The following is a 15,632-nucleotide window of genomic DNA, read 5'->3' as shown; positions in this document are numbered from 1 at the left end:
CCCGCCCCCTCGCCCGCCCGCCCGCCCGCTTGCCCCCGCGGATGTCACGGCTACGGAACGGTTACCCTCCCGATGTTGACAGGGGGCGCCCGACAACGGTTGATAGCTATGTACATACGGTCACGGAGGAGGCCGTTTCGTAGAGATCACGCATGAGCTGGGGCGTGTTGGCCCGGCTCATTGACGTTGTCGCCGATAAGGTAAATCCCGTCAATTCTCAGGGACCACGACGAGAAGCATGATCACGGCGTATCGACCCTCCTGGCGCTGTTGGGGTGTGGACGTGACTCCCCGCACGCGTGAACGCCCTGTGCGCACCCGCCTCTCACGATGCGGCGCGCACCGGCGAACCGTGGTCATCGAGGTCCGGCGGCGTCCGGCGGCGGGGACGGGGAAGCGATGCACCGGCCGGCCGAGGACGGCGCTCCTCCTGCTCGAAGAGGCATGATGGGCGGTTCCGGTAATCCCCCGCTGGTCGGACGGCGGGAGGCGCTCCAGGAGATCGGCCGCGTCCTCGACGCCGCCGAGGACGGCTACGGCTTTCTCGCGATGGTCGGCGAGCCCGGGGCCGGCAAGACACGGCTGCTGAACGAGCTGGCCGACGGGGCGATGGCGCGGAAGCTGCCGTTCGTGGCCGGGCGGGCGGCCGAGTTCGAGCAGGAGATGCCGTTCGGCGCCGTCGTCGATGCCCTGGACGACCGGCTCGAAGAGCACACCTTGAGCCTGCCACCGGCCGCGCTGCGGCTGCTGGGGACGGTGTTCCCCGCTCTTGCCGACCTGACCGGCGAGCCGCCGGCCGCCTCTCCCGAATCGCAGGTGGCGCGGTATCAGCTGCACCGCACCGTCCGGCATCTGCTGGAGGAGCTGGCCGAGCCGTCCGGGCTGGTGCTGATCCTGGACGACCTGCACTGGGCCGACGACGCGACGATCGAGCTGCTGGACCATCTGGTGCGGCATCCGCCGCGCGCGCGGGTGCTGGTGGCGGTCGCCTACCGGCCGGCGCAGGCGTCGCCGCGGCTGGCGGCGCTGGTGGACGCGGCCGGGCCGCAGGGCGTGCGGGTCACGGTGGAGCCGTTCACCCAGAGCGAGGTCAGGGAGTTCCTCGGCCCGGACGTCAGCCGTTCGCGGTGCCAGGCGCTGTTCAAGGCCAGCGGCGGGAACCCGTTCTACCTTGAGGCGCTGGCCAAGATGGCGGACGGCGCGCCCGCGGCCGGCACCGCCCTGGACCGGCACTGGGAGAAGGGCGTCGCGCCCCTGACCGAGATGCCGCCGGCGGTGCGGGCGGCGCTGCAGGTGGAGCTGAGCGCGCTGCCGCCGCAGGCGCTGCAGATGGCCCGCGGCGCCGCCGTCGCCGCGGACGTGTTCGAGCCCGCGCTCGCGGCGGTGGCCGCGGAGATGGAGCAGAACGCCGCGCTCACCGCGCTGGACGTGCTGACCGGGCACGACGTGGTGCGTCCCACCACCGGCGGCCGGTTCCGGTTCCGGCATCCGCTGGTCCGGCACGTCGCGTACGCCTCGACGGCGGCGGGGTGGCGGATCGCGGCGCATTCGCGGGTCTCCTCGCGGCTGGCCGAGCTGGGCGCGCCGGCGGCCGTGCGCGCCCACCATGTGGTGCGGTCGGCGCGGTTCGGGGACACCGAGGCGATCCGGACGCTGGTGGAGGCCGCCCGCGTCGTCGCGCTCCAGGCGCCCGGCACCGCCGCGTACTGGCTGCGGGCCGCGCTGGATCTGATGCCCGACAACGCGGACGGGACCTACCCCGACCGGGCCGAGCTGCTGGTCGAGCTGACCCACATGCAGGCCGTCAGCGGCCACGCGGAGGAGGGCCGCGAGACCGCGCGGACCCTGCTCGGGCTGCTGCCCCTGGACGACACCGTCCGGCGTGCGCGGACGGTGCACATGTGCGCGGTGATGGAGCGGCAGCTCGGCCGCATCCACGAGGCGCGGGCGCTGGTGCTGGACGAGCTGCGCCGCATCACCGACCGGCAGACCCCCGAGGCCGTGCTGCTGCGCATCCGGCTCGTCGCCGACCGGATCCAGAAGATCGACACCCGCGGGGCCCAGGCCGTCCTGGACAGTCTCCCCGAGAGCGCCCCCGGCTGGGGTCCTGGGCTGACGGCTGCCGTCACGTCGATGCGGACGATGGTGTCCTACGGGCGCGGCGAGGTGGAGGAGGCGATCGGCTACGCGCGGACCGCCGACCAGCTGTTCTCCGCCGCGTCCGACAACGACTTCGCCGACTGCCTGGACTGCTTCGCCTGGCTGGTGTTCGCCGAGTCGTTCCTCGGCATGTACGACGAGGCGCTGCGGCACGCGGAGCGGCTGGTGTCGATCTCCCGGACGACCGGGCAGACGTTCATCCTCGGCTACATGCTGACCGGGCGGTCCCGCGTGCTGGCCCAGCTCGGGCGGCTGGAGGAGGCCACCGCGGTCGCCGACGAGGCCACCGCGGTCGGCCGTGACCTGCGCTCGCAGGAGGTCCTCGCCTACGGGCTGATCCAGCAGTGCCTGACCGCGTCCTGGCGGGGCGATCACGAGCGGGCGGTGCGGGCCGGGGACGAGGCCGTCGCCAACGACACCGGCTCGGGCGAGTGGTGGACGCACATGGCCCATGTCGCCCGCGCCCTCGCGATGATCAACGAGGGCCGGCTGGAGGAGGGCGCCACCGCGCTGATCGCCACCTGCGGCGACGGCACCCTGGGCCTGGACTTCAGCACGCTGGTGATCTGCGCGGAGGCGCTCGCGTGCGTCCGCGCCGCGCAGGAGAACCCCGCCGACGCCGCGAACTGGGCCGACATCGCCGAGGCGATCGCCAATCCGGCGCTCACCGGCGATGTGGGGGTGGCCCGGCTGGCCCGCGCGCACGCGATGCGGGCCGCCGACCCGGCCGGGTCCGCCGTGGTGGCCGCCGAGGCGGCCGGGCTGCTCGCCAAGGTGGGGCGGCGGCCCGAGCAGGGACGGGCCGAGCTGGCCGCCGGGCTCGCGCACGCCGCCGCCGGCGACCGTTCCCAGGCGCGGGAGCGGCTGCGCGCGGCGGCGGAGATCTTCGAATCGTGCGGGATGAGGGGCCTGCACGCCCAGACCCTGCGCGAGCAGCGCAAGATCGGCGTCCGGGTGCCGGCCACCGGGCCGCCCGCCAAGGGTTCCAGGGGCGGCAGGAAGAACCTGCCGTTCGGGCTGTCGCCGCGCGAGCACGAGATCGCGCTGCTCGTCGCGGAGGGGCTCGGCAACCAGCAGATCGCCGAGCGGCTGTACCTCAGCGTCCGGACGGTCGAGACCCATCTGTCCCGCGTCTTCGCCAAGATCGGCGTCTCCTCGCGGGTCGGTGTCGCAACCGCAATGAACCGTTCCATGGAGATCTGACTCTTAATTCGCGTAGGTCCCGTACGTTCCGTGGGCCCGGTGACGCACGTAAGTACGGGTTCTCCACGATGCCGCGCCGATATCCGCGTTTGGCAGGGTTGGAGCGGCAGGAAGCGGAGGGGATGACCATGGAACAGCAGCGGATCGCGCGCTTCACGCTCGCGGGCGTCACGGACGCCGAGGCGTCCGTGCATCCCTTCGCCACCGACGACGGGCTGGGCCTGTACCTCACCCGGTTCCGCCGCGCGGACTGCGACGACGTGGTCCTGCTGGTGCACGGCCTGACGACGTCCAGCGACATGTTCATCATGCCGGAGCACACCAACATGGTGAACTTCCTGCACGACGCCGGGTTCGGCGACGTGTGGACGGTCGACTTCCGGATCAGCAGCCGCTTCCCCTACAACTCCGAGACGCAGCGCCACAACCTCGACGCCGTGGCGCTCCACGACCACCCGGCGGCACTCGCCGAGCTGCGGCGCCACATCGGGGACCGGCGGGTGCACGTGATCACGCACTGCCTGGGGGCGGTCTCGTTCGCGATGGCGCTGTTCGCCGGCACCGTCACCGGTATCACCAGCCTGACCTGCAACAGTGTCGCGCTGACCCCGCGCACCCCGCGCTGGTCGAAGATCAAGCTCGGGTACGGGCCGCCGCTGATGGAGTACCTGCTCGGGCCGTACCATCTGGACCCCCGGTACGGGACCGCTCCAATCATGACGCGCGGCTGGATGCTCGCCAAGGCGGTCGCGCCGTTCCACCGCGACTGCGAGGAGCCCGCCTGCCACATGCTCAGCTTCATGTGGGGCGGCGGGAAACCGATCTTCACGCACGCGAACATCTCGCCGGTCACGCACGGCCGGCTGCCCGACCTGTTCGGGGCCTGCAACGTCAACTACTACCGGCACATCCGCAAGATGGTGTGCTCCGGCCGCGCGGTGAAGTACGACCCGCGCGACCCCCGCTACGCCGCCCTGCCGGACGACTACCTGTCGCGCGCCGAAACGGTCACGACACCGATCCTGTTCCTCACCGGAGACCGCAACCACGTGTTCACCGACTCCAACATCGTCTGCCACCGGTTGCTCGAAAAGGCCACGCCCGGCCTGCACGAGCTGGCGATCCTGCCCGGCTACGGCCACCAGGACCCGTTCATCGGGCTGCGCGCCGACACCGAGGTGTTCCCCCAGGTCGTCGACTTCCTGAAGCGGAAGGCGGGCTGAGCGATGGCCGGAGCAGAGCATGTCGGCGCCGTGGTCGTCGGGTCCGGGTTCGGCGGGTCCGTCGCCGCGTTCCGGCTGGCGGAGGCCGGTGAGCAGGTCGTCCTGCTGGAGCGCGGGCAGCCCTACCCGCCGGGCACCTTCCCCCGGTCGCCGGCCCAGATGGGACGGGCGTTCTGGGACCCGGCCGAGGGCCTGTACGGGATGTTCGACGTCTGGGGCTTCCAGGGCTGCGACTCGGTGGTGTCGTCCGGGCTCGGCGGCGGATCGTTGATCTACGCCAACGTGCTGCTGCGCAAGGACGAGCGCTGGTTCGTCGACGAGCGCCCGGACGGCGGCCACACCCCCTGGCCGATCTCGCGTGCCGACCTCGACCCGCACTACGACGCGGTCGAGAAGATGCTGGGCGCGACGCCGTACCCGCTGGAGCAGGCCCCCTTCGACGACACGCCGAAGACGCACGCGATGCAGGACGCGGCGGCCGAGCTGGGGCTGCAGATCTCGCTGCCGCCGCTCGCGGTCAGCTTCGCCTCGCGGCCGGGCGGCGCCCCGGGCCTGGGCCTGCCGATCGCGGACGCCGGCTACGGCAACATCCACGGCGCCGGGCGGCGGACGTGCAGGCTGTGCGGCGAGTGCGACATCGGCTGCAATGACGGTGCCAAGAACAGCCTCGACCACACCTACCTGTCGGCGGCGGCGCACCACGGCGCCGACATCCGCACGTGCCGCGAGGTGAAGGCGATCCGGCCGCGGCCGGGCGGCGGGTACGAGGTCGACTACGTCCACCACGCCGACCTGACCGCGAAGAAGCGGCGCCTGCCCGTCCGGACGATCTCCTGCGACCGGCTGATCCTCGGCGCCGGCGCCTACGGCACGACGTACCTGCTGCTGAAGTCGCGGGAGGCGTTCCCGGGGCTGAGCAAGGCGCTCGGCACCCGGTTCAGCGGCAACGGCGACCTGCTGACGTTCCTGCTGCGCGCCAAGGACCGCAACCGGGTCCGCCCGCTGAACGCCAGCCGCGGCCCGGTGATCACCACGGCGATCCGGCTGCCGGACGAGCTGGACGGCGTGCCCGGCGCGGGCCGCGGCGCCTACATCGAGGACGGCGGCTACCCGGGGTTCACCGACTGGATCGTCGACAGCCTCGACCTCCGCAACGACTTCGAACGCGCCGTGAAGTTCCTGTGGAACCGGTTCACCGAGTTCTTCAAGGACGCGCCCGACACGAACATGTCCAAGGAGATCTCCGACCTGATCGGCGACGGCGCCCTCACGGTCAGCTCGCTGCCGCTGCTCGGCATGGGCCGCGACACCGCCGACGGGCGGCTGCATCTGCGGGGCGGCCGGCTCGCCGCCGACTGGACGGCCGAGAGCAGCGAGGCGCTGTTCCGCCGCCTCCGCAAGACGATGCGGGGTATCGCGGACGTGCTCGGCGCCGACTACGCCGACAACCCGATGTGGTTCCGCAAGCGCATCATCACCGTTCATCCGCTGGGCGGCGCCCCCATGGGCGGCCACCCGGGCGAAGGCGTCTGCGACGCCTTCGGCGAGGTGTTCGGGTTCCCGGGCCTCTACATCGCCGACGGGGCGGCGATGCCGGGACCGGTGGGCCCGAACCCCGCGCTCACCATCGCCGCGCACGCCGATCGTATGGCCGCGCGGCTGCTGGAGGACGTGCCCGCACCACGCGGTGCGGCCCCCTCCGGCACCGTCCCGTCCGCCACGGGGGCCGAGCCGGCCGGGGGCGCCGGCTCGCTGGGCGGGGCGGGGAACGGCTCGGCGTACGGCCCGGACTCGGGGGGCCGCGGTGCGACACGGGGACCGTCCACCGCGGCCGCGGGCCGTACGTCGCTGTCGTTCACCGAGGAGATGAAGGGGTTCGTCACCTACGGGGAGATCGACCCGCGGGCCGGCGGGCTGGCGGAGGGGCGCCGGCACCTGTCGTTCCGCCTGACGATCACCGCGGAGGACGCCGACCGGTTCCTGGCCGATCCCGATCACGAGGCGAAGGCCGAGGGGTGGGTGGACGCCGCCGGGAACGGGGGCCGCTGCCCGGTCGAGCGGGGCACGTTCAACCTGTTCGTCGCCGGCGGCGCCCAGGACCGGCGGCTGATGAGGTACCGGCTGCTCTACACCGACGGCGAAGGCCGGCGGCGGACGCTGAGCGGGCACAAGAACGTCCTGCACGGGCCGCCGACACGCATCTGGCCGGACACGTCCACGCTGTACGTGCGGCTGCTGGACGGCCATGTCGGCGCGGACGAGGAGGACGGCGCGCGGGTCGTCGCGGCGGGCGTGCTGCACATCCAGCTGTCGGACTTCGCGCGGCAGCTCACCACGCTCCGGGCGATGGGCCCGGACGGGGCGGGCAAGCTCCTCGACTTCGGGAGGTTCTTCGCCGGGGAGCTGTGGGAGGTGTACGGACCCGATCCCGCCTGACGGGTTCCGCACGGGGGTCACGATCGTGCAGGCCGAGAGAACTGCGGGGTGCTCTCGGCCTGCACCTTTTCACCGGGGGCCGCACCGGGGGTGGTGCGGCCCCGGCCCGTTCAGAGGTCGGCCCGGCGCGCGGGGCAGCCGGCGGGACAGTGCTCCAGGTGCGCGGGCAGCCACCGGGTGAACATCGACAGCAGCGCCCGCAGCATGAACCGGGCGACCGGGCGGGTGCCGGGGACGAGCGGCTCGAACACCGCCTCCCAGCGGATGGAGGTGCCGGAGCCGCTGGCCTCCAGGTGGACGTCCGAGCGGTAGCGGCGCACGGGCAGCCCCGACAGGGCGACATAGCCGAAGTGCGTGTACGGCTCGTAGGCGACGGTCTGCTCGCTGACGGGCCAGATCTTCTTGACCGTCCCGACGCCGTAGGTGGTGGTGTCGCCGTTGCGCACCTGCTTGGCGGGCGCGGGGAACCTGCCCCAGGCGCCCCACGCCTCGGGGACGGCCAGGTGCCGGAACACCTCTTCGGGCGCGGCGCTGGTGGTGGCTGTGGCCTGGATCACCGTCAAACCGTAACCACTCGCGCACCACCGGCACAAACGAACCCGATGACCGGCCTCGCGGCTGATCAACGAACGGCCAGGGCGGGGAGCGTCAGGACGCGTGCGTGCCGCGGGGCGGACCGGGATGCCGGTCCGCCCCGCGCGCCGTCGGCGTCGGCCTGGCGGCGGGCCGCGCGGCCGGTGTGGATGTGGCCGCGGAACGCGGTGCCCTTCGCGACGACCTTGACGGCCTGGAAGTCGCGCGGCGGCAGCGCGCAGAACCCGGTCCGGACGACGTCGTCGAACAGCGAGTCCGATACCACGTAGGCCAGGTCGCGGCCGGCGTCGCCGGACAGCAGGCGGCGCAGCGGCGTCGCGTCCAGCAGCCGCTGGACGACGATGGGCGCGTCGCCGGCGGGCCCGAACGGCCCGGCGGTCAGCGTGCCGTGGTGCAGCGCGAGCCGCACCCGCAGCCGGAACCGGCCGGCGTCCTGGTTGACCTCGCCCAGTGCCTCGTCGAGGAGGATCACGAAGTCCCCGGCCACCGGCGCGGGGTCGACCCCCTCCGGCAGCGTGGCGAGCTCGCCGTCCCCGCCGACCTGCTTGTCCCAGGCTGCGCGGTCGAGGCCGACGCCGCGCGCGGCGTGGTCGAGCGCGTCCGACAGCTGCCGCTGCGCGAGCAACTGCTCGCGCGTGTCGCGCCTGCTGTACCCCTGGATGTCCACCGCCAGCAGCAGGCGGTAGCTGAGCTGTGCTTCCCCGTTCCCTCTCACTGTGCCGATCCCGCCCCTCGGTCCTCTTGGGCAAATGGGCCCGATGCCCGCATTCGCTCCAAAGCGTGGAGTGAGCGTTGCCCCGTGGAAGACGTCCGCGCCGGAATCTCGTCGCTGACCGTACGCACCTTTGGACGCCGCGCAGCGATCGCCCGCACCGGAGGTAAGAGAAAGGTGGCGAACTAGTTAGGGATCTTCTGGAAAATCCGTCTCGGACCGGTCCCAGTTGAACCGGGCGTCACCGGAGCACGTACTACCTTCCAACGTGACGCCCTGCTCACATCGCTCCCAATGTGGCATCCGGCTCACGGTCACCCGCGCTGTCCTGTCCCCGCACCCCGCCCGGAGACCCCGATGGCCCACAGAGCACCGGCCGCCCCGCCGGCCACCCGCGAAAGCCTGCCCGGACCGTGGAGCTGGTTCCACGGTCCGCGGCCCGCCGGCGACGTGGACGACCAGGTGATCGTGACCGAGCTGTACCGCGTCTACGGCCGCCCGCTGCTGTCGTTCGTCCTGCGGCTGACCGGCGGTGACCGGCACTGGGCCGAGGACGTGGTGCAGGAGACCATGATCCGCGCGTGGCGCAGCGCGCACCAGCTGGACGAGAACGCGGCCTCGCTGCTGCCGTGGCTGGCGACGGTCGCCCGCCGGATCGTCATCGACGACCAGCGCCGCAAGAACGCACGGCCGCAGGAGGCGGGCGAAGGCCCGCTGGAGAACATGCACGTCCCCGACGGGTTAGAGGATCTGCTGCGCTCCGTCGTGGTGTCCGAGGCCCTCCTCGCGCTGTCGCCCGCCCACCGCGAGGTCCTCAACGAGACCTTCTTTCGGGACCGCTCGGTCAACGAGGCGGCCGAACGTCTCGGCATTCCCGTGGGCACGGTGAAGTCCCGGGTCTACTACGCCCTCAAGTCACTGCGCATCGCCCTGGAGGAGAGAGGCGTGACGCCATGAGCGCGGACACGCTGCACATCGACGTCGGCGCCCACGCCCTCGGCCTGCTGGAGGAGCCCGACCGCCGCGCGTTCGAGGCGCATCTGGCCGCGTGCCCGGCCTGCCACGAGGAGCTGGGCGCGCTGCGGGAGGTCGCCCGGATGCTGGACGGCGTCGAGCCGATCACCGACGGATGGCAGGCACGACCGGAGACCCGCGTCTCATAGGCTGACGTGGTGAGTGCGAGCCGATCTTCCACCGGCCCCGAGCTGATGCTGCCGGGGCTTCGCGAGGTGTACGCGGCCTTCGTCCGGGAGGCGGACGCGTTGCCGGCGCTGCCGGGCCCGCTGCAGGCGGAGGTGTGGGCGTCCGCGCAGCTCGGCGCGTTGGAGGCCGCGGCCCCGCACGCGCAGGCCCGGCGGGCCGCGCTCGGTGACCTGATCGGCTGCCTGCGGGCGGCGGCGACCCCGGGGGCGCGGGCGTTCCTGCGGGCGATCGCCGCGATCGGCCCGGTGGAGGGACGCCGGGCCGCGGGCCGCGCGGCGGACGGGCTGGGCGGCACCCCGCCGGCGCCCTGGGAGGGGTCGCTCGGGCGGGTCGTCCCCGGCGCGGTGTGGCTGATCCAGGAGGGGCCGCTGGACGGCGACCGCCTGGTCTGCGAGTTCCGCTACGAGGGTGCCGGCATCGCCGGGATGCACGCCCTCGCCGTCCGGCTGGCCCATGCGGACGCCCCCGCCGAGATCGTGATCGTCGGGGACGTCCCGGCGCTGATGGGGGCGGCGCGGCAGGCGATGCGGGCCGAGCTGTGCGTGGTCCAGCCCTGCGACGCCGCCGCCGCGGGCGCGAGGCTCCGCACCGCCTTCGCCAGTGCGGTCCCGGGGGGACGCGGGGGGTCCTCCCCCCGCACGGGAACCGGCGCGGAGCCTCTGCCCGAGGCGTGCTATCCGGCGCTGGCGCTGGCCCGCCACCGCGCCGCGCTCCTGCCCTAGCGGCCGAGGGCGCGGTAGCGGCGGACCGACAGCGGGGCGAACACCGCCGCGATGACCAGCGGCCACACGACCGCCATCAGCACGCTGTGCTGCGCCGCCCACGAGCCGCCGGCCACCGGGTCGCCGAACAGTTCGCGGCACGCCGTCACCGTCGCCGACATCGGGTTCCACTCGGCGACCGCGCCCAGCCAGCCGGGCATGGTGCTCGGCGCGACCAGCGCGCTGGACATGAACCCGACCGGCCACACCAGGATCTGCACGGCCACGACCGACTCCGGCCCCTTGGCGACCAGGCCCAGGTAGACGCCCATCCAGATGAGCGAGAACCGCAGGAGCAGCAGGAGCCCGAACCCGGCGAGCGCCTTCGCGGCGCCGTCGTGGACGCGCCAGCCGATCAGCACGCCGCAGCCCGCCATCACGGCCAGCCCGGCGACCGAGTAGACCATGTCGGCGGCGGCCCGTCCGGTCACCACGGCCGAGGGGGACATCGGCATCGTGCGGAACCGGTCGGTCACGCCCTTCGCCGCGTCGCCCGCGACGCGCACGAACGTCTCCTCCATGCCGAACGCCATCGTCAGCGCGAACATGCCGGGCACGATGAACGCCCGGTAGCTGCCGCCGCCGGGCACGTCCATCTGGCCGCCGAACAGGTAGCCCATCATCAGCACGACCATCACCGGGAACAGCAGTCCCATGGCGATCTGGCCGGGCTGGCGCGCCCAGTGCGCGAGGGCGCGGCCGGTCAGCGTCCACCCGTCCGCGACGGCCCACCGCAGCGTCTGGAGGCTTCCCGCCGCCTGCGGGGAGGCGGCCGCCCCCTGGTTCGCTCCGCTCATGAAGACACCTCCTCCTTGTCGGTGAGGTGCAGGAACACCTCGTCCAGCGTGGGGCGGCGCAGGCCGATGTCGGCGACCTTGACGCCCGCGTCGTCCAGGGCCCGGACGGCCTCGGTCAGCGCGGCGGCCCGTCCGGACACCGGCGCCCCGATCCGCAGGGCCTCGGCGTCCACGTCGACCCCGCCGGACGCGACCCGGCCGACGATCTCGGCGGCGGCGGTGAGGGAGCCGGGATCGTCCAGGGCGACCTCGATGCGGTCCCCGCCGAGGCGCTTCTTCAGCTGGTCGGGGGTGCCCTCGGCGATGACGCGGCCGCGGTCGATCACCGAGATGCCGGCCGCGAGCCGGTCGGCCTCCTCCAGATACTGGGTGGTCAGCAGGACGGTCGTGCCGCCGTCCACCAGCGCGCGGATCGCGTCCCAGACCTCGTTGCGGGCGCGCGGGTCGAGGCCGGTGGTCGGCTCGTCCAGGAACAGCACCGGCGGCGCGAGGATCATGGACGCGGCCAGGTCGAGGCGCCGCCGCATGCCGCCGGAGTACTCCCCCACCGCCTTGCCGGCGGCGTCGGCCAGCCGGAAGCGCTCCAGCAGCTCGTCCGCCCGCCGCCGCGCCCGCGCGGCGCCGAGGTGGTAGAGGCGGCCGAACATGACGAGGTTCTGCCGGCCGCCGAGGATCTCGTCGACCGCCGCGTGCTGCCCGACGAGCCCGATCCTGCCGCGCACCGCACGCGCCTCGCGCACGACATCGTGCCCGGCGACCCGCGCGGTCCCGCCGTCCGGCCTGGCCAGCGTCGTCAGGATGCGGACGGCGGTGGTCTTGCCGGCGCCGTTCGGGCCGAGCAGCCCGTGCACGGTGCCGGCGGGCACGCGCAGGTCCAGCCCGGCGAGCGCCTCGGTGTCGCCGTACCTCTTGCGCAGCCCCTCGGCGACGACCGCGAACCGTGGTTCCGCCACACGCCCTCCCAAACTATGTACACAGTACGGATTTACCATCGCGACCAATATAACGTACGACGTACAGAGTTTCATCCTGGGAGGATCGGACGGTGACCGAGTACAGCGGGAGCGGGGACCCCAAACGCAGCCTGGAGCTGCTGTGGGGGGTGCGGGAGAAGCCGAAGCGCGGGCCGAAGCCGCGGCTGACCGCCGAGGAGATCGTCCGGGCCGCGATCGGGCTGGCCGACGCCGAGGGCCTGGACGCGGTGTCCATGCGCCGCATCGCCGACGAACTGGGCGTCTCCCCCATGTCGATCTACACCTACGTCCCCGGCAAGGCCGAACTGATCGACGTCATGGTCGACCGCGCGTTCGGCGAGCTCACCCCGCCCGAGGGCGAGACATGGCGGGCCCGGCTGGAGCACATCGCACGCGGCGGCTGGGCGCTGTTCCACCGGCATCCGTGGATGCTGCAGATCACGACGGTGCGCCCGCCGATGGGCCCGAACCTGCTCGCCAAGTACGAGTACGAACTGCGCGCCGTGGACGGTCTCGGCCTCACCGACCTGGAGATGGACTCGGTCGTCGCGCTCGTCACCGGCTTCGCCGAGAGCGCCGCCCGCGTCTCGGTCAACGCCGCCGAGGCCGAGCGCCGCAGCGGCATGAGCGACGAGCAGTGGTGGGAGTCGGTCGCGCCCGTGCTGGACACGCTCGTCGACGAGGCCGACTACCCGCTCGGGACCCGGGTCGGGACCGCCGCCGGGCAGGAGTACAACGCGGCCGTCGCGCCCCGGCGGGCGTTCGAGTTCGGGCTCGCCCGGGTGCTGGACGGCATCGAGGTCCTGGTCAGCTCCCGCTAGCGCGCCCGGTCCGTTTCGTCGGGACGGCGCTCGCGGGGTCCTGCGGCCAGGGGTGTTTCGGGTAGCGTCCGCGCAGCTCGGCCCGGACCGCCCGGTAGCCGTCGCGCCAGAACGAGGCCAGGTCGGCGGTGACGGCGGCGGGTCGTCCCGCCGGGGACAGCAGGTGCACCACCAGCGGGACCCGGCCGCCCGCGAGCGCGGGCGCGGCGTCCCAGCCGAACAGCTCCTGCAGCTTCACCGCGAGGACGGGCCGCTCACCCGAGTAGTCCACCCGGATCCGCGACCCGGAGGGGACCTCGACGCGTTCGGGCGCGTACTCGTCCAGCCGCTTGGCCTGGTCCCAGGGCAGGAGGCCGCGCAGCATCCCCGCGACGTCGACGCGCGCGAGGTCGGCCCGGCGCCGCGCCCCCGCCAGCCACCCGGGAACCCGCTCCAGCAGTGCCGCGTCGTCGACGGCGGGCCACGGCCCGCCCAGTTCACGGTGCAGGAATCCCAGCCGTTCCCGCAGCGCGACGGCGGCCGGCGGCCAGGTGAACAGCCCGAGCCCCTCAAGGCGGACGCCCTCCAGCAGGGCGGCCCGGACCAGTTCGGGGTCGGGATCGCGCAGCGGCCGGGCGTCCAGCTCGATCGCGCCGAGCCGCTCGACACGGCGGGCGGCCACGTCCCCGTCCCGCCAGGCGACCTCCTCGGCCGTCTCCAGCAGCGGCGCCGCCGCGGACCGCGCCACCTCCTCGTCGATCACCACGGCCCGCCGCACCCGCGCCGACGCCGACCCGGCCGGGCGGTCGGCCTCGGCGATCACGAGCCATTCGGGCCGCGCCCCGGCCAGCGCCGACCCCTCCGCGAGCACGGCCCCCGTCCCGGACGCCATCAGATACCCGCTCCCCCGCCGCACCCGCGCCACCCGCTCCGGAAACGCCAGCGCCACCACGGTCCCCGCCACGTGATCGTCCGTCCGGCCACCTGGGGCCTCGGCCGGGGGGAGGCCGGCCGGGGAGAGGGCGGCGCGGAGCCGGGCCGCCTCGTCGTGCCAGCGGGCCGCGTGCGCGTCGGCGGGCCGGTTCCGGCGGCGAAGGGTGCGCCAGACGGCGGTCAGGTCGTCGCCGGCGGAGCGGGGCGGGGGCTCCGACAGCAGGGCGACGATCTGGGCCGCGTCGCGCGCGCCGACCTCGGCGGCACCGTCGACCAGCGCGCGGGCGAGCCGGGGGTGCAGGCCGACGCGGGCCAGGCGCCGGCCGCGGCCGGTCACCCGGCCGTCCTCGACGGCGCCGAGGGCGCGCAGGGTGGTGCGGGCGGCGTCCATCGCGGCGGGCGGCGGCGGGTCGGGCAGGGCCAGGCCGGTGGCGTCGGGGTCGCCCCAGCAGGCCGCCTGGAGGGCGAAGCCGGTGAGATCGGCCAGTTCGATCTCCGGGCGCGGGCGGGCCGGGAGCCGGTCGTGCTCGGCCCGCGTCCAGCAGCGGTAGACGGTGCCGGGGGCCTCGCGCCCGGCGCGTCCCGCCCGCTGCTCGGCGGTGGCGCGGGACGCGCGGACGGTGGTGAGCGACCCGAGCCCGCGGGCGTGGTCGGTGCGGGGCTCACGGGCGAGGCCGCAGTCCACGACCGCCCGGACGCCCGGGACGGTGAGGCTCGACTCGGCGACCGAGGTGGCCAGCACGACCCGGCGGCGGGACGCGGGCGCGAGCACCGCGTCCTGCACGGCGCGGGGCGCCTGGCCGTGGACCTGCAGGACGTCGGCGGACACGTCGCCGAGCATCCCGGCGACGCGGGCGATCTCCCCGGCGCCGGGCAGGAAGCACAGCACGTCGCCGTCGCGTTCGGCCACGGCACGGCGGACGGTGGCGGCGACATGCGCGAGGAACGCCGGGTCGACGCGCATGCCGTGCGGCGGCGGGACGGGACGGGCCGGCGGCGCCCAGATCGTCTCGACCGGGTGCAGCGCGGCCTCGGTCTCCACGACGGGCGCGCCGCCGAGCAGGCGCGCCCACGGGCCGGTGTCGGCGGTGGCGGACGCGGCGACCAGCCGCAGGTCGGGGCGGAGCGTGCCGCGGACGTCCAGCAGGAACGCCAGGGCGGTGTCGGCGTCCAGGTGCCGTTCGTGGCATTCGTCCAGGATCACCGTGCCGACGCCGGCGAGTTCGGGGTCGGCTTGCAGGCGCTGCAGGACGACGCCCGTGGTGACGACGTCCACCCGGTCGCCGGGCCGGCTCTCCCCGCGGACGGTGACGCCGACCCGCCCGCCGACGCGTTCGCCGAGGAGCCAGGCCATCCGGCGGGCGGCGGCGCGGGCGGCGAGCCGGCGGGGCTCCAGGACGAGAACCTTCCCGGCGGCGGGCGGGCCGCCGAGGGCGAGGCCGGCGAGGGCGAGCGGGACGAGAGTGGTCTTGCCGGTGCCCGGCGGCGCCGCCAGCACCGCCGCGCCGCCGTCGTCCAGGGCCGCGCGCAGTCCGGGGACGGCCTGGCGGACGGGCAGGTTCTCGGCGGCGCTGAGGTGCATCGTCCCAGTCTGCCGCGCCTTCCCGGCACCCTGAAATCAATGGCGATGAAAAAGGCTCTGTTTGTTGCGGTGATACTTGCACCGCGCCTTTCATCCATTCATCTTCGTGACGTTACGAATTCTTCCCGTCACCATCCCGCTCCAATCATCGCAAAAGGGCAGGTGAGCAATGACCGACGACCGGGAAGTGACTTCGGAGTTTGATTTAAGTCACCCTGCGAACTGTAGCGGCAATGCCGACCAGGTCCTCATAA

At 73.9% G+C, this 15,632-nt stretch carries 12 protein-coding genes; 7 read left to right on the top strand and 5 right to left on the bottom strand.

Annotated features, from left to right (window positions below; translation table 11 throughout):
• Positions 1-444 precede the first annotated feature (444 nt).
• The 3 genes from AF1_RS22660 to AF1_RS22650 all read left to right on the top strand — a co-directional run bounded on the left by AF1_RS22660 (position 445) and on the right by AF1_RS22650 (position 7,022).
• Complete coding sequence (locus AF1_RS22660; RefSeq protein ID WP_067802806.1) at positions 445-3,363, top strand: helix-turn-helix transcriptional regulator; 2,919 nt, start codon at positions 445-447, stop codon at positions 3,361-3,363.
• 122 nt (positions 3,364-3,485) lie between these two features.
• Positions 3,486-4,586 carry an alpha/beta fold hydrolase gene (locus AF1_RS22655; protein WP_242608976.1) on the top strand — a complete coding sequence of 367 codons (1,101 nt, stop codon included), beginning with the start codon at positions 3,486-3,488 and terminating at the stop codon, positions 4,584-4,586.
• 3 nt (positions 4,587-4,589) lie between these two features.
• Positions 4,590-7,022 (top strand): GMC oxidoreductase, encoded by a 2,433-nt coding sequence (locus AF1_RS22650; RefSeq protein WP_067802802.1) that lies wholly within the window; start codon positions 4,590-4,592, stop codon positions 7,020-7,022.
• A gap of 110 nt (positions 7,023-7,132) precedes the next feature.
• Here AF1_RS22650 and AF1_RS22645 read toward each other — a convergent pair whose 3' ends face one another.
• Together AF1_RS22645 and AF1_RS22640 are read right to left on the bottom strand one after the other, a co-directional pair.
• Positions 7,133-7,579 (bottom strand): SRPBCC family protein, encoded by a 447-nt coding sequence (locus AF1_RS22645; RefSeq protein ID WP_242608977.1) that lies wholly within the window; start codon positions 7,577-7,579, stop codon positions 7,133-7,135.
• A 65-nt stretch (positions 7,580-7,644) separates the two neighbouring features.
• Positions 7,645-8,331, bottom strand: a complete 687-nt coding sequence (locus AF1_RS22640; protein WP_242608978.1) for a hypothetical protein — start codon at positions 8,329-8,331, stop codon at positions 7,645-7,647.
• Between the two features lie 354 nt (positions 8,332-8,685).
• Between AF1_RS22640 and AF1_RS22635 the strand changes: the two genes are divergently transcribed.
• From AF1_RS22635 to AF1_RS22625, 3 genes are read left to right on the top strand one after another with little or no spacing between them, the layout of a single operon-like run.
• Positions 8,686-9,285 carry a sigma-70 family RNA polymerase sigma factor gene (locus AF1_RS22635; RefSeq protein WP_084263227.1) on the top strand — a complete coding sequence of 200 codons (600 nt, stop codon included), beginning with the start codon at positions 8,686-8,688 and terminating at the stop codon, positions 9,283-9,285.
• A complete protein-coding gene (locus AF1_RS22630) occupies positions 9,282-9,491 on the top strand; it encodes a zf-HC2 domain-containing protein (protein ID WP_067802793.1) in 210 nt (69 codons plus the stop codon). The genes AF1_RS22635 and AF1_RS22630 overlap by 4 nt, the downstream gene beginning before the upstream one ends.
• Positions 9,492-9,500: 9 nt before the next feature.
• Positions 9,501-10,253, top strand: coding sequence for a hypothetical protein (locus tag AF1_RS22625; protein ID WP_084263228.1), 753 nt, complete (start codon positions 9,501-9,503; stop codon positions 10,251-10,253).
• Here the strand turns inward: AF1_RS22625 and AF1_RS22620 are convergent.
• Together AF1_RS22620 and AF1_RS22615 are read right to left on the bottom strand one after the other, a co-directional pair.
• Positions 10,250-11,089: an ABC transporter permease gene (locus AF1_RS22620; RefSeq protein ID WP_067802787.1), complete on the bottom strand. Its 840-nt coding sequence runs from the start codon at positions 11,087-11,089 to the stop codon at positions 10,250-10,252. The two genes, AF1_RS22625 and AF1_RS22620, sit on opposite strands and share 4 nt — an antisense overlap.
• Positions 11,086-12,042: an ATP-binding cassette domain-containing protein gene (locus AF1_RS22615; RefSeq protein ID WP_242608979.1), complete on the bottom strand. Its 957-nt coding sequence runs from the start codon at positions 12,040-12,042 to the stop codon at positions 11,086-11,088. Before AF1_RS22615 ends, AF1_RS22620 begins: the two co-directional genes overlap by 4 nt.
• A gap of 92 nt (positions 12,043-12,134) precedes the next feature.
• On the opposite strand from AF1_RS22615, the gene AF1_RS22610 reads away from it, so the two are divergent.
• Positions 12,135-12,884 carry a TetR/AcrR family transcriptional regulator gene (locus AF1_RS22610; RefSeq protein ID WP_067802780.1) on the top strand — a complete coding sequence of 250 codons (750 nt, stop codon included), beginning with the start codon at positions 12,135-12,137 and terminating at the stop codon, positions 12,882-12,884.
• On the opposite strand, the gene hrpB is transcribed toward AF1_RS22610, so the two are convergent.
• On the bottom strand, positions 12,871-15,378 hold the full coding sequence (hrpB, locus tag AF1_RS22605; protein WP_067802778.1) for an ATP-dependent helicase HrpB: 2,508 nt from the start codon (positions 15,376-15,378) through the stop codon (positions 12,871-12,873). The genes AF1_RS22610 and hrpB overlap by 14 nt on opposite strands.
• Positions 15,379-15,632 lie beyond the last annotated feature (254 nt).

Origin of the sequence: Actinomadura formosensis NBRC 14204 (genome assembly GCF_001552155.1) — a bacterium.
In the GTDB taxonomy this organism is placed as follows: domain Bacteria; phylum Actinomycetota; class Actinomycetes; order Streptosporangiales; family Streptosporangiaceae; genus Spirillospora; species Spirillospora formosensis.
This window is presented reverse-complemented; position numbering and strand designations above follow the sequence as displayed.